Origin of the sequence: Gemmatimonas sp. (assembly GCF_041689975.1) — a bacterium.
Taxonomy (GTDB): domain Bacteria; phylum Gemmatimonadota; class Gemmatimonadetes; order Gemmatimonadales; family Gemmatimonadaceae; genus Gemmatimonas.
In genome coordinates this window covers 1-20,372 of record NZ_JBDNFF010000074.1, presented here as the reverse complement: position 1 = coordinate 20,372, position 20,372 = coordinate 1, and the positions used below count along the sequence as shown (strand labels likewise).

At 64.5% G+C, this 20,372-nt stretch carries 17 protein-coding genes, 1 tRNA gene and 1 pseudogene; 3 read left to right on the top strand and 16 right to left on the bottom strand.

The window, feature by feature from the left end:
• Positions 1-294 precede the first annotated feature (294 nt).
• Together ACESNG_RS05325 and ACESNG_RS05320 are read right to left on the bottom strand one after the other, a co-directional pair.
• Positions 295-1,959, bottom strand: a complete 1,665-nt coding sequence (locus ACESNG_RS05325; RefSeq protein WP_373060970.1) for an ATP-binding protein — start codon at positions 1,957-1,959, stop codon at positions 295-297.
• A gap of 117 nt (positions 1,960-2,076) precedes the next feature.
• Positions 2,077-3,273 carry an acyl-CoA dehydrogenase family protein gene (locus ACESNG_RS05320; protein WP_373060969.1) on the bottom strand — a complete coding sequence of 399 codons (1,197 nt, stop codon included), beginning with the start codon at positions 3,271-3,273 and terminating at the stop codon, positions 2,077-2,079.
• Between the two features lie 81 nt (positions 3,274-3,354).
• Between ACESNG_RS05320 and ACESNG_RS05315 the strand changes: the two genes are divergently transcribed.
• On the top strand, positions 3,355-4,101 hold the full coding sequence (locus tag ACESNG_RS05315; RefSeq protein ID WP_373068096.1) for a pseudouridine synthase: 747 nt from the start codon (positions 3,355-3,357) through the stop codon (positions 4,099-4,101).
• Positions 4,102-4,130: 29 nt separating this feature from the next.
• Here the strand turns inward: ACESNG_RS05315 and ACESNG_RS05310 are convergent, their stop codons facing one another.
• The 4 genes from ACESNG_RS05310 to ACESNG_RS05295 are packed head-to-tail and all read right to left on the bottom strand — an operon-like array spanning position 4,131 to position 6,319.
• Positions 4,131-5,333, bottom strand: a complete 1,203-nt coding sequence (locus tag ACESNG_RS05310) for a methyltransferase (RefSeq protein ID WP_373060967.1) — start codon at positions 5,331-5,333, stop codon at positions 4,131-4,133.
• Positions 5,334-5,365: 32 nt separating this feature from the next.
• The gene (locus ACESNG_RS05305) at positions 5,366-5,809 is read right to left on the bottom strand and encodes a hypothetical protein (protein WP_373060966.1); all 444 of its coding nucleotides are present in this window, start codon (positions 5,807-5,809) and stop codon (positions 5,366-5,368) included.
• Entirely contained in the window at positions 5,810-6,103 is a 294-nt protein-coding gene (locus tag ACESNG_RS05300; protein WP_373060965.1) for a hypothetical protein, read from the bottom strand.
• Between the two features lie 24 nt (positions 6,104-6,127).
• Positions 6,128-6,319 (bottom strand): hypothetical protein, encoded by a 192-nt coding sequence (locus ACESNG_RS05295; protein ID WP_373068094.1) that lies wholly within the window; start codon positions 6,317-6,319, stop codon positions 6,128-6,130.
• A 71-nt stretch (positions 6,320-6,390) separates the two neighbouring features.
• Between ACESNG_RS05295 and ACESNG_RS05290 the strand changes: the two genes are divergently transcribed.
• Entirely contained in the window at positions 6,391-6,627 is a 237-nt protein-coding gene (locus ACESNG_RS05290) for a hypothetical protein (RefSeq protein ID WP_373068092.1), read from the top strand.
• 80 nt (positions 6,628-6,707) lie between these two features.
• Here ACESNG_RS05290 and ACESNG_RS05285 read toward each other — a convergent pair.
• The 10 genes and pseudogenes from ACESNG_RS05285 to ACESNG_RS05240 all read right to left on the bottom strand — a co-directional run bounded on the left by ACESNG_RS05285 (position 6,708) and on the right by ACESNG_RS05240 (position 19,997).
• Positions 6,708-7,255: pseudogene (locus ACESNG_RS05285) on the bottom strand (HupE/UreJ family protein).
• A 61-nt stretch (positions 7,256-7,316) separates the two neighbouring features.
• Positions 7,317-7,390: transfer RNA gene (locus tag ACESNG_RS05280), tRNA-Ile, on the bottom strand.
• 117 nt (positions 7,391-7,507) lie between these two features.
• Positions 7,508-7,801, bottom strand: a complete 294-nt coding sequence (locus tag ACESNG_RS05275) for a hypothetical protein (protein WP_373060963.1) — start codon at positions 7,799-7,801, stop codon at positions 7,508-7,510.
• Positions 7,802-8,007: 206 nt separating this feature from the next.
• Positions 8,008-9,843 carry a translational GTPase TypA gene (gene typA / locus ACESNG_RS05270; RefSeq protein ID WP_373060962.1) on the bottom strand — a complete coding sequence of 612 codons (1,836 nt, stop codon included), beginning with the start codon at positions 9,841-9,843 and terminating at the stop codon, positions 8,008-8,010.
• Between the two features lie 68 nt (positions 9,844-9,911).
• Entirely contained in the window at positions 9,912-10,808 is an 897-nt protein-coding gene (gene pdxA / locus ACESNG_RS05265) for a 4-hydroxythreonine-4-phosphate dehydrogenase PdxA (protein ID WP_373060991.1), read from the bottom strand.
• Between the two features lie 13 nt (positions 10,809-10,821).
• Positions 10,822-12,225: a peptidylprolyl isomerase gene (locus tag ACESNG_RS05260; protein ID WP_373060961.1), complete on the bottom strand. Its 1,404-nt coding sequence runs from the start codon at positions 12,223-12,225 to the stop codon at positions 10,822-10,824.
• A gap of 51 nt (positions 12,226-12,276) precedes the next feature.
• Positions 12,277-13,695: a peptidylprolyl isomerase gene (locus ACESNG_RS05255; RefSeq protein WP_373060960.1), complete on the bottom strand. Its 1,419-nt coding sequence runs from the start codon at positions 13,693-13,695 to the stop codon at positions 12,277-12,279.
• A 91-nt stretch (positions 13,696-13,786) separates the two neighbouring features.
• On the bottom strand, positions 13,787-17,098 hold the full coding sequence (gene mfd, locus ACESNG_RS05250; protein ID WP_373060959.1) for a transcription-repair coupling factor: 3,312 nt from the start codon (positions 17,096-17,098) through the stop codon (positions 13,787-13,789).
• On the bottom strand, positions 17,098-19,020 hold the full coding sequence (locus ACESNG_RS05245) for a BatA domain-containing protein (RefSeq protein WP_373060958.1): 1,923 nt from the start codon (positions 19,018-19,020) through the stop codon (positions 17,098-17,100). Before ACESNG_RS05245 ends, mfd begins: the two co-directional genes overlap by 1 nt.
• 68 nt (positions 19,021-19,088) lie before the next feature.
• Positions 19,089-19,997, bottom strand: coding sequence for a DUF58 domain-containing protein (locus ACESNG_RS05240; protein ID WP_373068090.1), 909 nt, complete (start codon positions 19,995-19,997; stop codon positions 19,089-19,091).
• 138 nt (positions 19,998-20,135) lie between these two features.
• On the opposite strand from ACESNG_RS05240, the gene ACESNG_RS05235 reads away from it, so the two are divergent.
• Positions 20,136-20,372 (top strand): hypothetical protein (locus ACESNG_RS05235; protein WP_373060956.1); only part of this gene is annotated, 237 nt, incomplete at its 3' end.

Below are 20,372 nucleotides of genomic sequence, written 5' to 3'. Positions count from 1 at the left end.
TGTACGGCCTCGCGAACTGAAGACTTGCGGGGCAGTCGTGCACACGAACGCTGATTGGCCGGAGTGTTTGTCAATAGACAGCACTGGGAACGACAGGGGTCTGCGATTTCTGCGTTCTCGGCGCCTCTGCGTCATCAGTTCCACCGCCCCGTTCCAACCGTTCGCCGCGCACGACTCCCGTGTGACTGCGACGAATATGCCGCTGAATCGATCACGCAGAGGACGCGGAGGACGCAGAGTAACACGCGAAGGGCACGAAACGACTCTCGCGCGAGTTCGCTGACAGATTTGGCGCTAGACCAGCGTGAGCGCAGCCACCGGCTCCTCCGACGACGACGGGAAGAACACCCGAACGCGCGTACCACTACCCACGCGCGAATCGACGGTGATCAGCCCACCCGCTTTGTGGACGATGCCGTGTACGGTAGACAGTCCGAGCCCCGTGCCTTGGCCCACGTCCTTCGTGGTGAAGAACGGATCGAAAATTCGAGGCAGCAGTTCGGGAGGAATACCCACGCCGGTATCGCGCACGGTCAGCTGCACCCACCGTCCTTCGGGAACCGTCACCCCTTCCGTCTCCAGCGGCTCGGCGAGCATCAGCGCCGCACATTCGACGCCGATCGTCCCGCCGGTCGGCATGGCGTCGCGCGCGTTGACGATCAGATTGATCGCCACCTGCTCCACCTGCCCCGGGTCGATGAAGACCGTGGGGAGGCTGTGCGCGGACGACGTGTCGAGATCGATGGTCGCGGGGATCAGCCGACATAGCATCGGCGTGAGGGACCCGATGGTGGTGGCGATGTCGACGTGTCGCGGTTGAATCAACTGCTTACGCCCGAATGCCAGCAACTGCTGCGTGAGCAACGCCGCACGGGCAACGGCGTCGCGAATGTCCGACAACTCGTCGTACGTGGGCGACTCCGCCGTCAGAGCGTCCATGAGCAGCTCGCAGTTTGCGCGCATCACGGTGAGCAGATTGTTGAAGTCGTGCGCCACGCCGCCGGCGAGCGTGCCGATGGCCTCCATCTTCTGTGCCTGACGGAGCTGATCTTCACGCAGCGCAAGTGACTCCATCGCCCGACGTCGTTCGGTCGTGTCCGCGAAATACACTGCCAGACCGTGCCGCGCCGGCACTGCGCGAATCTCGAACCACCGCGCCTGCTCGGGAAGAAACGTCTCCGCCTCGAGGGGTTGGCGCGAGGCGGCCGCTTCACGCAACAGGCGTTCGATCGGCGTGCCGACCAGCATCGGCATGAGCGTCCAGAGATTCTGCCCCACCGACTGCGACACCCGCGTGATCCGCGCCGCGGCACGATTGGCCAGCGTAATGCACCACTGACGGTCGAGCGCCACCGCCCCTTCGAGCATGTGGTCGAGAATGTCGACACCGCGCGTGGGCAATCCCTCGACCATCACCGACGGATCGCTCGCTTCGGCTGCATCCTCGCGATGCGACAGTTCGGCGCGCAGTTCGAGGTCGCTGATGACCATCTGCGCTAGATCGCGCAACGTGGCCTCGTCCTGCAACGTCCAGACTCGCGGCGACCTCGTGATGGCGCACAGCGACCCCAGCGTTTGCCCGTCCGAGGTCGTGAGCGGAACGCCGAGGGATCCGACGACTCCCAGCTCGTCAATGGCCGGGTTCTCGCAGACGAGCGGATGAGCGCGGGAGTCTTCGATGGACAGCACGGCGCCCGTCATCACCACGTGCTTGCAGAACGAGTGCGACAGCGGCGTGGCGCGACACACCGCGATTTCGCCCAACAAGCCGGTCACCCCTGGGAAAAACTGTCCCTGGTCATCCACCAGCGACACGAGGACGATGGGCGCATCGAGCGCCTGTGCGGCCACCCGCGTCAGACTATCGTAGGCGGATTCAGGAAAGTGACGCCGGCGGCTGGCGTCCCGCAGCAAACGAAGTCGCGCGGGATCATGCAGCACGGACAAGAATTCAGGCATGCAACGACCGAAAAACGAAGGCAGAGTGCCAGGCCTGCATCGGGCCGACCACTCCGTCGCTTGAGACGACGACCGATCGCGCGAAAGGTTGCATTTTCCCGCCCGACCGGCGCGCGGTCAGACGAACGCCGAATAGCCCGTTACCGCCCGTCCCACGATCATCGCGTTGATCTCGTTCGACCCCTCGTAGGAATAGATCGCCTCGGCGTCGGCAAAGAGGCGCGCCACATGGAACTCGAGAAGAATCCCGTTGCCGCCCATCGACTCGCGTGCCAACTGCACCACTTCTCGGCATTTGGCCGCACAGAATTGCTTGGCCAGCGCCGACATCTCGTCCTTGGGACCGAGCCGATCCTGCAACTCCGACGCGCGCAGGGCCAGACCAATCATCGCCGTGAGATTCCCCAGCATTTTGACCATCATCATCTGAATCAGCTGGAAGCTGCCGATCGGCTTTCCGAACTGCGTGCGCTCCTGCGCATAGCGCAATGCGTGCTCGTAGGCGCCCATCGCGCACCCGACGCCTTGCCACGCCGTACCGCATCGCGCCGTGACCAGCACCCGCTGCGTATCGGCGAAGCTGTTGGCGCGCTGCAAGCGATCCTCTTCGGCCACCCGCACGTCGGTCAGCGTGATCAAGCCGTTCAGCACCGTGCGCTGGGCGATCTTGCCCTGCATCATTTCGGCCGAGTATCCGGGGAGAGCGGTGCGCACGATGAAGCCCTTCACGGCCTGATCCGCCTCGTCGCGCGCCCAGACAATCACGATGTCGCACCACGTGGAGTTACCGATCCACTTCTTCTGGCCGTTCAATACCCATGTGTCGCCTTCGCGACGGCAGGTGGTGGTGAGGCCTCGCGCCACGCCCGATCCGACGTCGGGCTCGGTAAGGCCGAACGCTCCCGTCACATCCCATCGGCGCATCGCCGGCAGCCACTCGGCCTGCTGCTCCGTCGACCCGCACAGGGCGATCGATCCCATGCACAACCCGGCGTGTACCCCGAAGAACGTGGCCAGCGACGGGTCGACCCGGGCGAACTCCATGGACAGCAAACCATCCATCACGGTGGCCGTGCCCGCCCGCTCCGGCGTGTACGCGTCGTGCAGCAGGTCGAGCTCTTTCATCTTGCCGACCAGATACTCACGCGGGAATTCCGCGCGCTCCCAGTAGCCATTGGCTTGCGGCTCCCATTCACCGCTCATGAATTCGCGAAGCTTGAGACGCGCCGTGTTCACCTCATCTGGCAGCGTCGAGAACCAGTCGTAGAAGTCGCCGTTGATCGGCGGGCGCGGGCGCGAGGACGAAGTGCTCATGGGCGGGGCGGGAGGGAGGGGGCCACTCTGGATTATACTCCCCGTACACCCTCTTTGCCGCACGCCCTCGAGCCCTTCGCCATGACGCTGTCCCGCTACCTCGTTGCTCTTGGCTACGGCACCCGCAAAGAGGCCGAGCGGATCGTGCGGCAGCGTCGCGTGACCACATTTGCCGGCGCCGTGCTGCGGGACACGGACGCGTACGTCCACGCCGATGTTCGTGTGGACGGCACGCCGCTCGATGCGCCGCCGGGTTCGGTGATTCTATTGCACAAACCGGTGGGATATGTGTGCTCGCTGAACGATCGTCCGCCGATGATGTACGAGCTGCTCCCCGCGAGCTACCCCAAGCGGACGGCGGTGATGGCGTCGATCGGCCGGCTCGACGCGGATACGTCTGGCCTGCTGCTGATCACCGACGACGGCCCGCTCAATCACCTGTTGGCGTCGCCGAAGTCGCACGTGCCCAAGCACTACGCGATGACGTTGGCGGAGCCGCTGCGCGGCGACGAGGCCGATCTGCTGGCCAGCGGAACCCTGTTGCTGAAAGGCGAGACGACGCCGCTGCTACCCGCCCTGTTCACGGCCACCGGCGAGCGGAGCGCGGAGGTCACGATCAGCGAAGGGCGCTACCATCAGGTGCGGCGCATGATGGCGGCCATCGGCAATCACGTGCACGCGCTACAGCGGGTGGCGATTGGCCCGCTGGCGTTGGCCAATCTAGCTGTAGGAACGTGGCGACTGCTCGACGCTGGTGAAATCCACACGCTGCGCACTGCGGCCCTCGAGTGTAAAGCGTTGGCGAAGGCGAAGGCGAGTAGGGAGTAGGGAGTGGGGTTTCGACGCGGGTCGCGCGCCTATCGGGTAGCGCCCAGCACCTTGAACCGTCGTCCGTCGTGGATGGTGCGCACGTCGCCGAACCGGTCAGCGATCACCTTCTCGTACGGGAGCGTGCGGTTGGCCACCAGATACAGCCGTCCGCCTACGTGCAGGTGCGCGTGGGCATCGGCGATGAACTGCTGTGGCACCATGAGGTCGGTTGCTTTGCCCTGGTGAAAGGGCGGATTGGACACCACCACGTCGAACCGCTCATCGCCCACCGCTCCACCCACGTCGCTCGCCCGGAGCTCAACGTTGGCGAGCGCGGCCTTCGCCACGCCACGCGCCGCGCAACGCACGGCTTCCGCATCGGCATCCACCATCAGCACGCGACCGGTCCCCGACAGTGAGGCGGCCGTGAGCCCCAACGCGCCGGCACCGCCGCCGAGATCGAGCACCGATTCGCCGGCGCGGATGTCCATCAGGTCCCCCAGAATCTGGGTCGCCTCGTCGAGATGCTCCCACGAAAACACGCCGGGACGCGAGAAGAGCGTGTGGGCGATCCCCTTCAGCGTGATCGACACCTCGCGGAAGTGGTCGGGGTCGAGATACGACGACGTGCCCTCCGTGAGCGACGACGGCGCGATCTGCGCTTTGGTCGCGACCGCCATCCGGTGCCCGCTGTGCTGCGCCTCGAGGCGAGCAGCTCCGAAGATGGATTCCAACAGACGTACCGCCGGCTTCACCCCTTCGTCATTCGCGCCGGCGAGGTAGCATTTGCCGCCGAGGCGGAGCGCATGGAACGCCTCCCAGATGAGCTGCTGCAGCGCGAGCTTGTCGGTGGACACGCGAATGGTGACCACGTCGGCGGCAAGCGCCAGCGGAAACGCGTGCGTGCCGTGGGCGTGTACCACGTGCGAGCCGGCGATGCCATTGGCGGCCATCGTGCGTTCGGTGGCCTGCACCGACGGCAGCGAACGATCCGAGCACCAGAGCACCGATGCCCCACCGGCCACGGCCGCCGCTGCCGGCACCATGCCGTTGCCGCAGTTCAGATGGACCGACGTGCTCCGTGACAGCGACGCCATCTGTTCGGCCAGCATCATCGACGCGGGATCGACCGTGCCGTGCGCAAAGACACCGGGCTTTGTAGCCACCAACACCCGCGAGCCCGCGATGGAGAGCGGGGCGTTCTGCCAGAAGGCGTAGCGGTCGGGGGCGGTTTCGGTCGGTGTCGTCATTCCTGCATTCTAGCGACTTCCGACAGCGGCCCCTACTCCTCCAGCATGAGATCTCCGCAGGCCACGATCCTGGTCATCGCAGCGGCCGACTCGTGGATATTCACGTAGAAGCTCCCGCTATCAGGAAGCACCAAGCGCAATGTCGCCTCGCCCTTGGCGGCGCCTTTGCCATTCACACGCAATAGCGGATAGGCCGAAGCGGCGCCCAGCACCGGGCCGCCTTTCGCGCAGCTGCCCACGTGCACATGCCACGGACGAACAGCCCCGGCCGCGTCGCGGGCGTAGGTGACTTCAACTGCGGTTGTCCCGGACACCTTTCCGGCGACCATCTCGACCTCGCCGCGGATCTTTGACCCACCGAGACCCTGCACCACACCATCCCACGCCACATGTCGGCGAACCGCGCCATTGGCCTCCGCTGACGACATGGCCATCAGTAGCGCGACAGCCGCGGCCGTCATTCGTGTTGCGATCATCTACTTCATCTCCTCGAGCACGAGGTACGCACCACCTGTCTCGAGCGTGATGGCGACCGGTTGGTCGGTTCGATTACGCCAGAACCAGCCATGCACGCCGTCGAAGCACGCCACGAGTTCACCCAACTCCGCCCCCCCCTCGTCCACGTGAAGAACGCCTTCTCCGACGTGCGCATCGACAGCTCGAGTTCGATACCCTGAGTGGGCTGCAATGTCACCGTGATCGAGTCGCGCCAACGCGGCGAGCACGCGCACCGATGGCAGGTTGTCGGGAGGCATGGGTTGATGTGGCATCAGTAGCGTCCCAACGTTCTGGGATTAGAACGGTGTAAGTGGTTGATTTGCTTGGGGAACGGCGTCGTTTTGTCCGGTCTCGACGTGAACGACGAGGCGCTGCATGTCGGTCTTTTGCGCGGAGGCGCGCGGGACCGTCAAGCACGGAAGAACCGCCACAACAGGCGTGGTGGTTCGCCGCGCCCCGTCCGTCGGCTCGATGCCCATTTCCATCATTGTGCTGCTCTTCGCGTCGCTTCGCGTGCTCCGCGAGCGTCGCGCGAACCAGCCGGCTCTCCGATCGCTCCGTGGCAGCCGCCAGCATCGCCGTTCGCGCGAAGTCCGCGAAGATCGCGAAGGCCCGCGAAGAACAGCAACACCAGGAGTGGTGTCCCCACGTGCTCACGGTGAAGACGCACATCTGGATCGCGAAGCAAGGTGTACCGCTTGACCGGCAAAGCGTGTACGAAATTTTACAGCTTCTGAGTATGGCCCTGTTCGCGCGAGTCCCGCTTCATCAATTCTTTACACCACCACTCCGTTAATCAGACTCTGATTTCGAGCCCATTCCACTCGTTCTCCTCTGAAAAACGTCGGAACACTCCTGATGTGGCATGAAGGCCTTCTACGCGGGTGACGGGGTGAAGTAGCCGGTCAGCTGATAGCGCACGAGCGCGGCGCCGCTGAGCAGGAGCAGCACGTTGGCCGCCGTGGCATAGCGAACGAAGGCGGCGCTTCGACGCCAGAAGCTCATCGCAATCAGAATGCATTGTAGATCACCGACGCGCCGATCACGGCATCGATGAGATACGCGTTGACATGCACACCCGTGAGCACGCCCGCGACGAGCGTGATCGAATGTCCGAGCGCAAAGAGCGCGACGTACACACCGACATCCTTCAGGCGGTACAGATAGAAAATGACGCCTACCAGAAACAGCAGGTGGTCCTAGCCGGTAACCATGTGCTTCGCGCCGAGATACATGAACGGCACGATGCGCGTACCGAACGTCTCCATGATGTAGCCCTTGTCGCCGGCGGTCACGCCATGCGCGTAGGCGGCCGCTGGAGAGAGCGTGCCGAGCAGCAACGGCACGGCCAGGAGGACGAGAGCGTTCGTCTTCACGCCGCCACTCTTGCCATCACCACCGAAGAACACAGAGCGCGTGATCATGCCAGACGATACCACAAAACAGCGACCGTATCGAGAGTCCGATACGGTCGCTGTTTTCCAGTGGGCCTTGTAGGAGTTGAACCTACGACCTCACGCTTATCAGGCGTGCGCTCTAACCACCTGAGCTAAAGGCCCGAAGGAGATTTTACACCTCCATCACAGCCGCGTAATGTATCCCGCCGCCGCACTTCGGGCAAGGGCGACCCGAACGCCAACGGGCGACACAAAGAACGTGTCGCCCGCCGGTCTCACTCACGCGTCGGGATCATTTTCGTCGAAGCCATCGGCGTCGTCATGCGAATCCTCGTCGTCGTCATCATCGTCGTCCTCGTCGTCATCATCATCGAGGTCGTCATCATCGTCATCGTCATCATCGTCGTCATCATCATCGAAGTCGACGTCATCATCTTCATCGTCGTCCTCGTCGACATTGTCGTCGAGATTTTCGTCGTCGAGATCCCCGTCGTCGGCAGCCAGCGCAAAAACCGAGGACGACAACTTCTCTTCGAGCGCGTCCAGCGACGACGACCCGAACTGCTCCAACATGGGACGATTCTCCTGCGAGTGGTGATGGGGTTCCGCGCACGTGCTGCGGATGGCCGAACGGCAACGAGGTCTTGAAGACGGCGTGAACGGGAGTATCGGCAGACGCTCTCCGTCGCGCAACCCGAAAGTGCGCACGCCGTACCAGAAAATCGTACGAACTCAGGCGGAACGGTCCGATACCGAACCGTTCACGCCACGCCGACCGATCAGACCGACGTCCGTTCCCGCTTCGTTTCGCGGCTCGTGCGCTTGCGGTCGCTCGTGGAGAGCAGGCGCTTGCGAAGCCGGATGCTGAGCGGGGTGATCTCGATGAGCTCATCGTCTTCGATGTACTCGAGTGCGCTTTCGAGGGTGATTTCCCTGGGCGGCTCGAGGGTGATGTTTTCGTCGGTCGACTTGGTGCGGATGTTCGAGAGTTTCTTTTCCTTGGTCGGGTTCACGTCCATGTCGCCCGGACGCGAGTTCTCACCGATCAGCATGCCCTCGTACACCCCCGCGCCCGGCTGCACGAACAGCGTGGAGCGCTCCTGCAAGCTGAACAGCGCGAAGGCGATGATCGTCCCGTTTTCCATCGACACGAGCACGCCGCGCGAGCGACCCGACAGGTGACCTGCCCACGGCCCGTACTCGAGGAACCGGTGGTGCATGATGCCGGTGCCGCGCGTGTCCGTGAGAAATTCGCTGCGGAACCCGAACAGTCCACGCGCCGGCACGCGATACAGCAAACGCACTAACCCCTGACCCGGGTTCTTCATCTCGATCATTTCGGCCTTACGGGGGCCGAGCTTCTCGATCACGGTGCCGAGATATGCCTCGGGGACGTCGATCGCAAGCTCTTCGAACGGCTCCAGCTTCTCGCCGTTGTCACCCGTGCGCAGAATCACGCGCGGACGCGACACCTGGAACTCGAAGCCTTCGCGGCGCATCGTCTCCATGAGAATGGAGAGGTGCAATTCACCGCGTCCCGATACGGTCCAGGCATCAGTGGAATCGCTGTCTTCGACCTTGAGCGCCACGTTCCGCTCGAGCTCCTTGTACAGACGCTCGCGCAGCTGACGCGACGTCACGAACTTGCCCTCCTTTCCGGCGAACGGCGAATTGTTCACCACGAAATCGACGCTGATCGTGGGCGACTCCACGCTGATGCCGGGGAGCGGCTCCTGGTGATCGGGATCGGTGAGCGTGCTGCCGATATCGACGTCTGCGAAGCCGGCCAGTAACACGATCTCGCCCGCCGACGCGTCCTGGATTTCCACGCGCTCGAGGCCTTCGTATCCGTACAGCTTGGACACGCGACCGCGCTGAATCGGTTTGTCACTTTCGAACGGCAACAGCGTGACCGAATCCCCGAGGTGAATGATGCCACGCTCCACGCGGCCGATCGCCATGCGACCGAGGTACGCCGAATACTCGATGGTGGACACGAGCATCTGGAACGGACCTTCCGCATCCGACGGCGGCGGCGGCACGGTGTCGACGATCGTCTGATACAACGGCGTCAGATCGACCGGTGTGACATCCATGTCCATCGTGGCGAGCCCCAACTTCGCGCTGGCATACACCACCGGCGCATTGAGCTGCTCTTCCGTTGCTTCGAGTGCGATGAACAGCGACAGCACTTCGTCATGGACGCGCATAGGATCGGCGCCGGGGCGGTCGATCTTGTTAATCACGATAATCGGGGTGCATCCGAGTTCGAGTGCCTTGCGGAGTACGAACCGCGTCTGCGGCATCGGACCGTCGAACGCGTCCACGACCAGCAACACGCCTTCGACCATGCGCAGAATGCGCTCCACTTCGCCACCGAAATCGGCGTGACCCGGCGTATCGACGATGTTGATCTTCGTGTCGTTCCAGCGGATCGATGTATTCTTGGCGAGAATGGTGATTCCGCGCTCTTTCTCGAGCGGATTGGAATCCATCACGCGTTCTTCTACGACCTGATTTTCGCGGAAGGCTCCAGCCTGGCGGAGCATCTTGTCGACGAGGGTGGTCTTCCCGTGGTCGACGTGCGCGATAATGGCGACGTTACGAATCTGCATAGCCTTAAAAGTTAGTGGGACTTGCAGTTACAGACAATGGGGGCTCGGTCACAGAACCGCGACAGCGCTCAACCGGCGCGCCGTCTTTTCACCATTTCCACCGCTAACCGCATGGCCGCCACCAGACTCTCGGCGCTGGCCACCCCTTGCCCCACGATGTCGAGCGCCGTGCCGTGGTCGGGACTCGTGCGTACGAACGGGAGCCCCAGCGTGACGTTTACCGCACTGCCGAAGCTCGCCACCTTGATGGCCGTCATGCCGACATCGTGATACGGTGCGATCACGGCGTCGAACTCGCCGCGCATGGCCCGCACGAACACCGTGTCGGCCGGGTACGGCCCAGCGATACCGGCTTCCCGGGCCACAGGGGCCAGCAGATCGTCGTCTTCCTGCCCGAACCGCCCGCTGTCGCCAGCGTGCGGATTGAGGGCGCAGAGCGCCAACCTGGGCTCCGCGACGCCGAAGTCGCGACGCAACCCCATCCGAGTGGCATACACGGCCTGCAGCAGCGCCTCACGGGTTACCGCCGCCGGCACGTCACGCAGCGCGATGTGCGTGGTCGCCAGCACCACCCGCAACCGATCGGAGGCCAGCATCATCGTGGCCGGTACCCCCGCGATCTCGGCCAGCATTTCGGTGTGCCCCGGGAAATCAAAGCCGCCGGCCTGTAACGCGGCCTTGTCGAGCGGGGCGGTCACGATGGCGTCTACCTCACCCGCCAGCGCCATGCGAGCGGCCCGCTCCACCGCCAGCCCGGCCAGCCGGCCGGCGTGCGCGATGTCCGCGGCCCGATCCCCGTTGGGCGACCACTCGCCAACCGACTCGTTCACCGGAATCGAGATACCGGTCGGGCCGATCACATACCACGAAGCGCCCAGTGCCGCGATCCGCGGGTCGCTGAGCGCCTTGGCAGCGATCTCCGGGCCGATGCCGCGGGGATCGCCCAGGGTGAGCGCCAGGCGCATCACAGATGCCGCCTTATGGCGTCACCGTTTGCTTGGTAGGATCGTAGCGCACCGACACGTACGTCTGCTTCTTGAGCGTGTCGATGAGCCGACGCATGCTGCGCTCTTCTGAGAGCTGCGAACGCAGACGCTCACGCACTTCCTTGAGCGTGAACTCGCCGGCCTCGTCGAGGAACGTGACCTGGGCCACGATGTACTTGTTGACGCCGGCCGACGGATCGGGCATCGGGAACGGATCGATGATATCGCCGAGCTTCTTCTCTTCGAGGGCGTTGCGGTACGGCTCGGGGAGCTCGCTGCGCGGATACTCGGGGATCGCCTTGTCTTCGCCACCAGCCGCGTCATGGAACTTCACGCTGAGCGAATCGAAGCTGCCGCCGGCGCGCCACGCGGTCGCGATGCTGTCTGCCAACAGCTTCGCGCGTCGCTCATCGGCTGTGTCGAGCGACGGACGAATGAGGATGTGCCGCGCCTTCACTTCCGCCGGCTGCACCCGATCCACGCGGATGATGTGATACCCGAACGCCGTCTCGATCACCGGACTGATCACGCCGGGGTTGAGCGCGAACATCATGCGATCGAACTCCGGCACCATGCGACCACGACGATTCCAGCCCAGGTCACCACCGAGTTCCTTCGTGCCGTCCATCGACTCCTTCTTGGCGATGTTCTCGAAGTCTTCGGGGTGTTTGTCGAGCTCCGCACGCAGGGAATCAATTTTGGCGCGCGCCCTCGTCCTGGACTCTTCCGACGGTTTCGTGGCAATGACCACCTGTCGTAGTCCAACACGTGCTTCCTTGCGCGGCAACTTGGCGCGGTTCGACTCGAAGGCTTCGTTGACCTCTGCTTCCGTGACGTTGATCGCCGTCATCTTGCCGTCGCGCTTCAGCTTGCCCACGACTTCCTGCTGCAGGTTACGGCGCTTCATCTGATCGTTCTGCAATTTGCGCCACTCGTCGACAGCACCGAAACCGGACTCTTTGAGCGCGGCCTTGAACTCGGCTTCCGTCTTGAACTGCGCGCGGACCTGCTTCTCGTTGTCATCGACGGAGCGCTGTAATTCGGCCTCGTTGGGCTCGACCTTCAGCTCCTTCGCCTTCTGCACGAGTAGTTCAGCTTCCACTAGCTGCTGCAGAATTTCCTGTTCGAGTTTCACGAGATCCTCCGCCGACGCCACTTTTGCGCCGGCCGAGCGGGCCGAGTTCACGGCGGCCAGCACCTCGGATACCAGCACCACCTGGTCACCTATCACGGCGGCGATACCGTCCACGGGCAGGCCCTTCGGCTGCACCGTGTCGGCGACCGCCTTCACGGCCGGCTTGGGCGCAGCCTTCGGCGCGTCCTGCGCCAGCGTAACCGACAACGGCGCCGCGATGATCGCGGCGCCGGTCAGTAGAGAAAGCAGTCTGGGCATCATGCTGTATAGTACCCGGTCGGAGGACCAGGGGTTCGTTGAAAGACGACGGGCTTACTTCTTGGTCGTATCGGGCATCGGCATCGGCGCTGGTGCCGGAGCGCCGCCCGGGGCCATGGCGCCAGGAGCGCCCTTGCCGGCCTTGAGCGAGTCGGAGGTGGCGCGGACCGTCTTCGCCTTCTCGACCACCTTGTCGAGCCCCGCGTCGTTGATCGCGAATGTGAACTTCTTCTGCAGCGCGCGGGCGACCGGGTACGGCACGTCCACGAACGGCGTTTCATTCTTGATCAGCTTGCTGAAGAACGTCTCGATGCGGGCGGCGGCGATCTTCGCCTTGTCGCCACCAGCCTTTGCGCTGTCGGCGAGCTTCGACGGCTCGACGCCGAGCGAGGTCCACGTCTGCGTCACGGCCTGCTTGAAGTTCAGATAGAGGTTCGACATCTCGGCGGTGTCGAGCACCGACTTGGCGCTGTCGGCCTGACCGAGCACGAGCTCGTTGCGCACGATCTGACGTACGAACTTCTCGACCAGCGTATCCGGCGCATTCAACAGCTGCGGACGGATCTGCGAGTTGGGCGGATAGGCCGCAACCCAATCGGCGAATTCAGATGCCGTGAGTTCGCCGCTCTTGTACGTGGCGAGCTTGCCGTTGTCCTTGGCGTACCCGAGCGGGTTACGCGCAATGGCTTTCGCCTTCACCGCCACGCCCGAGGTCAACTCGACGCCATTCGAGGTCTCAACCTTCGCGAGATAGGTGCTTTCGGCGATCTGCACATTCCGCTGCTTGGCCATCGGCGCGAACTTCTCGGCAACGTCGGCATACGGCGAGCGGTAGATCACGTGGAAGCCGAACGACGTGGCGCATACCGGCGAGATCTCGCCCGGCTTGATGGCCATGACGCACTTCTCGAACTCCGGCACCATCATGCCCTTGCCGAACAGGCCAAGGTCACCGCCGCGCTCGCCAGCGCCCGGCTCGTCGCTCTTGGCGGCCAGCTTGGCGAAGTTGGCCGGCGTGGCTTCGGCCCGGATGCCTTCCGCCTTCTTCTGCGCGGCAGCCTTCTGCTCCGGTGTCGCGTTGGCCTCGACCTTCACCAGAATATGACGGGCGGCCATGGCCTCGCCGTTCATGTAACGCTGCTCGTCCGGTCCCGGTGTGAGCGAATCCCAACCCTTCGAGACGTTGTCGTAGAACTTCTTGACGCGAATGTTATCGATATTCGACCACAGCGCGGCGTCCATGGTCTTCTTGTCGGCGAGCGAATCGCCCTTGGCGGCGGCCACACCCACGAGCTGATAATTCACCCAGAGCTCGGCGATGGAACGAGCGACGTCTTTCTCGAGCGGGGCCTGTGACGTGCCCAGGATTTCCGCCAAACGCGTCACGGAGAGTTGCTGGTCACCGGCCGAGGCCGCGACGTCCGGATTGGACGAGGCACCACAAGCAACGGCGAACGCGACGGAAGCGAGCACGGACAAACGATACGATTTCATCAGGTCGAACTCCGGCACCGGAGTGAAGAGAAGTGTTGGTGAGACCCCAACGGCATCCAGTCGGTTGCCATCAGGGAGCGAGGGCACGCAGCGCGCGCACCAAGCCCTCGAGCATTTCTGCCCCGCCCAATCGAGTCAACTTGAGCGCCAACGGCTGTGTCCGACGGACGTCCACCTGAAACTGGACGCCATGGAACGCCGCTGACAGCCCCTTCAAGCGAGGAACTGCGTCAGCCCTGAAACTAACACGGGCTTCGGATGCCCGCACAAGCACCCCCTCCACACCCAACGCCGCGCCCAATACCCGCAGCATGGCGCTGGCGAAGAGCGCATGGGCCGCGGTCGGCATGGGTCCGAACCGGTCGCGCACCTCCAGCTGGAGCGCTTCGATATCCTTCGGCTCGCGCAACGCCGTGAGTCGGCGGTACACGTCCAGCTTGGCTTCCTGAGACGTGATGTAGTCGTCGGGCAGGAACGCCGGGAAGTCGAGCGACACGTCGGCCGGGATCCAGGCTTTCTGGCCACCGGCGTCCGACAGTTGGCGCACCGTTTCGTCGAGCAGTCGCAAATACAGGTCGAATCCTACGGAATGCACGAAGCCGGACTGCTCCGATCCCAGCAGATTGCCGGCACCGCGCAGTTCGAGGTCCTTGAGGGCGATGCGGTACCCCGCGCCGAGCTCGGTGTGGTGCTCGAGCACGGCCAAACGACGCTCAGCGTCCTCGTCGACGCGATCGGGCACCATCAGGTAGCAGTAGGCTCGACGGTGTGAGCGCCCGACGCGACCACGCAACTGATATAGCTGGGCCAGCCCCAGATGATCGGCCCGGTTCACGAACATGGTGTTGGCGTTCGGCACGTCGAGCCCGCTTTCCACGATCAGAGTGGAAACCAGAATGTCCACCTCGTGATCGACGAACTGCCGCATGACCGCTTCGAGCGCGCGCTCCTTCATCTGACCATGTCCCACCGCCACCCTGGCGCGCGGCACGATGCGACGAAGGTGATCCGCGATCGCTTCGATGGTCTCGATGCGATTGTGCACGAAGAACACCTGCCCGCCGCGGTCGAGCTCGCGTGAGACCGCTTCCTCGATCAGCGCGTCGTCGAACGGTTCCACGAAGGTGAGCACCGGCGAGCGATCGCGCGGCGGCGTCTGCATGAGCGTCAGATCGCGCAATCCCGCCAGCGACTGATGCAGCGTGCGCGGAATCGGCGTGGCGGTGAGCGTGAGCACGTCCGTTTGCAGCTTGAGCTGCTTGAGCCGTTCCTTGTGCTTCACACCGAAGCGGTGCTCTTCGTCGACCACGATGAGCCCGAGGTCGGCGAACTCGACATCGGGGCTGAGCAGGCGATGCGTGCCGATCACGATGTCGATCTGCTTCTTCTTGAGCTTCTCCACCACGACGGCTTGTTCCTTGGCGGTCTGGAACCGGCTCATCACTTCCACCGTGACCGGAAAGTCGGCCAGGCGATCTCCGAAGCTGCGCGCGTGCTGTTCGGCCAGAATGGTCGTCGGCACCAACACCGCGACCTGACGACCGCCCTGCACCGCCTTGAATGCGGCGCGAATGGCGATCTCGGTTTTGCCGTACCCCACGTCGCCCACGAGCAGGCGATCCATGGGGCGATCGCTCTCGAGGTCGCGCTTCACGTCTTCCGTGGCCTTGCGCTGGTCGGGCGTGTCTTCGAACAGGAACGAACTCTCGAGCTGTCGCTGCCACGCCGTGTCTACGCCATGCGTGGGACGCGTGGCCACTTTGCGTCGCGCGTAGAGATCGAGCAGCTCCTGCGTCATCTCGAGAATCGCCATGCGCGTCTTCTCGCGCTGTTGCTTCCAGCGATTGCCACCCAGCTTGTGCAGACGCGGTGCCGGTGCGTCGTCCGACACATCGCTGGCGCTGCGGTATCGCTCGATCTGATCGATGCGATACAGCGGCACATTCAGGCGATCACCTCCCTCGTACTCGATGACCGCGGCTTCGATCGTGCTTTCACGTACGAAGATCTTTTCGATGCCGCGATAGATGCCGATGCCGTGCTCGAGGTGCACGACGTAATCACCGGGCTTGAGCGCGCCGATGGTATCGAGGGGCGCACCGGTGCTGTACTTGCGCGTGCGGCGCAGACGGCGATCACGTCGGAAAATCTCGTGATCCGTGAGAACGCGCACGACATTCGGAATGATGAAGCCACCGCCGAGCACGCCGATGGCGAGCGACGCCGACAACGGTCCATCTTCGCCAAGCAGTTCGTCGAGGCGTTCTACTTGTCCGGCGTTGTCACACAGGATGACCGTGTGCAATCCGTCGCGCTGCAGCTTGCGCAGCACACGCAGATCGCGCGAGATCGATTCGGGTGGACGCGTGGCGAACGCGACATCGGGCTCCGGGCCTTGCGGCTGAAGGTCCGCCGCTGAGGCACTGACCGCGCGCTGCGGTGGCGGCGCAATGCGAATGGTGCCGAAACGCGCCAACGTGGAGGCCATCTCGGGCGGCGGTACGAACAGCTGTTCGCGACGCACCCACTCTTCCCCGCGACGACGCGCGAGTTCGAGATGGTGCGCGGCTTCGTCCCAGGTGCGCACCAACTCCGGCAATACCGAGGTCCCCGCGGGCATCACGACCACGGCGTCGGGGGGCCACAACGACGGCAACGACACGCGCTCGGCCTTCCCGTCGTCGTCGCGTACGCGCCCATCGACCGGAAGAATCAGCGCCAGTTCGGCATCGCGCGTACTGCGCTGCGTGTTGAGATCGAAGTGGCGCAGCTCGACGATATCGTCGCCCCAGAACTCGAGACGCACCGGTTCGGCCATGCCGAATGAATAGATGTCGATGATCCCGCCGCGCACGGAGAACTGCGCCACGTCTTCCACCATCGGTACGCGTTCGAAGCCGATCGAGTCGAGATGCGCCGTGAGGTCTTCCAGGCGGCGCACGTCACCCTTACGCAGTTCGAGCCGTGCGCCAGCCAGCGCCTTGGGCAAGGCGGTCTGTTCGAGAACCGCGCGGGCGGTGGTGAGCAACAGACGCACACCACTGCGGCCAAGCTTCTCGAGCGTTTCGACCCGTTCACCGGCGACCTCCGCATGCGGCTCGACCTCGCCGAAGCCTTCGCGCGGCGGATACAACGCCACGGGGATATCGTCCACCAGCGACTGCAGGTCGGCCAGCCAGCGCTCGGCGTCACCCACCTGGTCGGTGATGACCACAACCAGTCGGTGCGGCAAGGCACGAGCGAGCGCCGCCACGAACACCGCGTCGGCCGACCCGGCCAGTCCCCCAACGCGGAGACTCTGACCGGGGCCGGGAATCGCCTTGTACACTCGGGCAAACGCCGGCAGCGCCTCGATTGCATCGAGCAGTCTGGGAAGGCCCATCAGTGTCTCGCCAACCAGGCTTCAGCCAACAGGGCGGCCAGCGCCAACGCGACCAGCGGCACCAATAATCCGTGACCGGCGGCGCGATCGAACACCAGTTTGCGCCATGCACTCGCGCTCGTGGCTGCCGTGACATCGCGCCCGCTAATGTGAGTGCGCATCACGGTGACCGCACTATCGACTGCTCCTTGTCCCATCCCCACCACGTCCGACTCCTCTGGCTCCGGATTCACCACCAGCGCACCGATGCGAGCGGCTTGCCGCTTGAGGTAATACACCCCCGTCTCATTGGGAACTGTAAGACGGTCGCTATTCGTGCCCACCACTTTCCCATCGGGGCCTTCAAGGCCGGTCACGCCACGCAGACCGGCGATGTGTGCACCAGGTACCGCTTCGATGACTCGGCCGTCTTCCCCCAACCGGCGCGAGAGCGCTTCCAGCAGCCACGGCACAAAGGCGGCGCGCAGCGGCAACTCCGTGGCCTCGGGCACGAGCGGTGAGCCGATCAGCACGTAGCCATCGCCCGCCACTGCCCAGGCTGATCCGCCGGCGATAGCCAGCGTGTCGGGCATGGCCAGCGCACTGGCACCGTTCGCCGCCGGGTTGCTGCCCGGTGAGTACACCAGCGGATAGCGCAATCGCACGGGAGTGCCTTCGAATACGCGCACGGATGCGGCGGTGGTATCGAGCGGCGCACCATCGCTTCTGGCGGCGCGGGCGAGCACGAGATTGCGCGCGATCGCACCGAAACGCCACGGAATGCCAAGACGGGTCAAGGTGCGGTTCGCGTCGCCGATCCGCACGGGGTCGAGCGGCGCGGAGAGCAGCACCGGCAAGCGCACACCCCCGGCATCGGCCCCCGACACGGTTACGCTTCGCGCCGTGCCTTCAGCCCCACGCTCGAGTCGTTTTTCTTCAACCAGCGTGGAGAGCGCGGCCATAAGAAACGGGCCGCCCTCACCGCGCACGGCCACCATCGGCGGTGGGGCCACGCGCACGGCGAACCAGCGCGCGTCGTCGGCGCGCAGCGCGTCGGCATCGACTTCCACCTTGCCGCGCACCCATCCGATGGTATTGCTGGCCAGCCGCTGCGTGAGCCGCACCGGCGCGCCAACGGGCGCACTCGCCACCGATCCGCGCGCGACCGTGCGGCCATCCAACAGCAGGCGCCAGTCGGCGGAGTCGGGCGCACTGATCGCGAAATTCACGGTGCCCGACGGCGTCCAGCGTGCGGGCTCGGCCCGCGCCGCCAGCACCGCACGATTGCGTACCACGCTCGTGCCATGGGCCAGGATCACCACGGGCACGGCGCCCGCATTCACGACGCTGTCGGTAGCGAACGCATTGCGTTGTCCGTCACTCACGACGGCGACTACGGGAGCGCGCGGATTCCCGCTGCGCGCGAGCCCCACGGCCCGGCGCGTGGCGGATGCGAGGTCGCCGCGTCCACCCAATGGAGAGAGAGTGTTCAGTGCCGCCAGCAACGAGGGTACACTGCCACCGATCACGCGCGCGTCGGCCGTCACGATCCAGGCGCGATCGTCGTTCGAGAGATCCGAAAGCAGTCCGCGAACATCTGCGCGCAGGCTGTCGAACACCGAGCGTTCGTTGCCGATGATCCCGGTACTCATGGAGTTGTCGAGCACGATAGCGAGCGCCACCGGCGCGTGACCAAGTCCGGCGAGCTTGGCGATCGGACGTGCGGCCGCCAGCGCCAACGCCAGCACGGCGAGCATACGCAGTAACAGCAACAGCCGGTGGCGAAGCTTGAGATCGCGGCTGTGTTCCTGTTCCATGCGTGCGAGGTAGCGCACGGCGGGGAAATCCACCGTACGGCCGCCCTTTCGACGCAACAGATGTACGAGCAACGGCACGCCGACCAAGGTGGCCAGCGTCAGAAACAGCGGAGCGAGAAACGCCATCGAGAGGCTGCGAGAGGACTACGGCAAAGTCGGGAACAAACGCGAAAACATCGGGAGAGGCTGGTGGATCAGATCATCGCGCCGCGACCGTTCACGCCAACCAGATGGCGCAGCGGTCGGCCGAATGGTTCGTCGGTCATGGCCACGGCATATCGCGCGCCGGCCCGACCGAGTGCTGCCCGCCATTCGGCCAACGCCTCCTGCACGGTGGCCTGATAGGTCGTGCGCACATCGGCCGGCGAGGCCGGCACTTCCCTCTTCGATTCGGGATCGCGATAGCGCGCCTCGCCGGAATCGGGAAAGTCGCGTTCGGCCGGGTCCATCACATGCAACACCAGCACTTCGTGGCCGCGCGCCCGTAACGTGCGCGCGGCGTCGGCGACCGGTTCGGGGTCGGCGAGCAAGTCGGACACCAGCACCACGAACCCCGGGCGACGCACCAGTTGGCCAGCCTGCAACAACGCGCCGGCCACGTCGGAGCTGGCCCCACCGCCCGGCTCGGAGAAAGCGGCCACGAGCCGACGCCACTGCGTGCGCTGCGACCGGGGCGGCACGACGTTGCGAAGGGTCGCATCGAAGCGCACGAGGCCGACTGCATCACGCTGACTGAGCAGCAACAACGCCACCGCTGCGGCCAGTCGTTCGGCGTACTCCAGCTTTGTAAGGCGAGCCGGATCGCTGGTCCACTGCATGGACGCGCTGACGTCGAGCACGAGCATGGCGCGGGCGTTCGTCTCTTCCTCGAACTGCTTGACCACCCAGCGATCGGCGCGGCCAGCGATCCGCCAGTCGAGATAGCGGAGGTCGTCGCCCGGCACGTATGGGCGGTGCTCGGCGAACTCGACGCTGAAGCCTTTTCGCGGCGAGCGGTGCATACCCGTCACGAAGCCGTCGACGACCCAGCGGGCGACGAGCTCGAGGTGGCCGAGGGCCGCCAACACGGTGGGGTCAAGCTGATCGGCGCGAGGCTGGGACATGTGCGAGAAGGATAGCGCGATGACGGCGGATTTGGGGTGGCACCCCCGGCTTGGTTGATTGTTTGACAATTACGGCCGAGACCCTAAGATTAGTTGAGAATGGACGGATTATTCCCTCCGCAAATTAGGAGAGCGGGCATGCCTAGATCGTTCGGTTTGCTGGCGACCTTGGCATCAGTGGCAGTGAGTGGCTCGCTGATGGCGCAGGGTGCGACCAAGGGTTCGACCTTATCGGAGTCGACACCGCAAGTGACCGTGCGCGCCGTGACCGCCGTGACCTCGCTGGCGAACTGGCCCGGCCTGTCACTTTCGGTGAACAAGGACGCCTACGTCACCGTTTTCGCCGTGACGCGGACGAACGGATCGGCGCTGCCG

What these genes read in the sequence shown, in the direction of transcription:
- ACESNG_RS05325 (WP_373060970.1), bottom strand. Translation starts at nt 1,959, where the DNA reads ATGCCTGAATTCTTGTCCGTGCTGCATGATCCCGCGCGACTTCGTTTG.
- ACESNG_RS05320 (WP_373060969.1), bottom strand. Translation starts at nt 3,273, where the DNA reads ATGAGCACTTCGTCCTCGCGCCCGCGCCCGCCGATCAACGGCGACTTC.
- ACESNG_RS05315 (WP_373068096.1), top strand. Translation starts at nt 3,355, where the DNA reads ATGACGCTGTCCCGCTACCTCGTTGCTCTTGGCTACGGCACCCGCAAA.
- ACESNG_RS05310 (WP_373060967.1), bottom strand. Translation starts at nt 5,333, where the DNA reads ATGACGACACCGACCGAAACCGCCCCCGACCGCTACGCCTTCTGGCAG.
- ACESNG_RS05305 (WP_373060966.1), bottom strand. Translation starts at nt 5,809, where the DNA reads ATGATCGCAACACGAATGACGGCCGCGGCTGTCGCGCTACTGATGGCC.
- ACESNG_RS05300 (WP_373060965.1), bottom strand. Translation starts at nt 6,103, where the DNA reads ATGCCACATCAACCCATGCCTCCCGACAACCTGCCATCGGTGCGCGTG.
- ACESNG_RS05295 (WP_373068094.1), bottom strand. Translation starts at nt 6,319, where the DNA reads ATGATGGAAATGGGCATCGAGCCGACGGACGGGGCGCGGCGAACCACC.
- ACESNG_RS05275 (WP_373060963.1), bottom strand. Translation starts at nt 7,801, where the DNA reads ATGTTGGAGCAGTTCGGGTCGTCGTCGCTGGACGCGCTCGAAGAGAAG.
- typA (WP_373060962.1), bottom strand. Translation starts at nt 9,843, where the DNA reads ATGCAGATTCGTAACGTCGCCATTATCGCGCACGTCGACCACGGGAAG.
- pdxA (WP_373060991.1), bottom strand. Translation starts at nt 10,808, where the DNA reads ATGCGCCTGGCGCTCACCCTGGGCGATCCCCGCGGCATCGGCCCGGAG.
- ACESNG_RS05260 (WP_373060961.1), bottom strand. Translation starts at nt 12,225, where the DNA reads ATGATGCCCAGACTGCTTTCTCTACTGACCGGCGCCGCGATCATCGCG.
- mfd (WP_373060959.1), bottom strand. Translation starts at nt 17,098, where the DNA reads ATGGGCCTTCCCAGACTGCTCGATGCAATCGAGGCGCTGCCGGCGTTT.
- ACESNG_RS05245 (WP_373060958.1), bottom strand. Translation starts at nt 19,020, where the DNA reads ATGGCGTTTCTCGCTCCGCTGTTTCTGACGCTGGCCACCTTGGTCGGC.
- ACESNG_RS05240 (WP_373068090.1), bottom strand. Translation starts at nt 19,997, where the DNA reads ATGTCCCAGCCTCGCGCCGATCAGCTTGACCCCACCGTGTTGGCGGCC.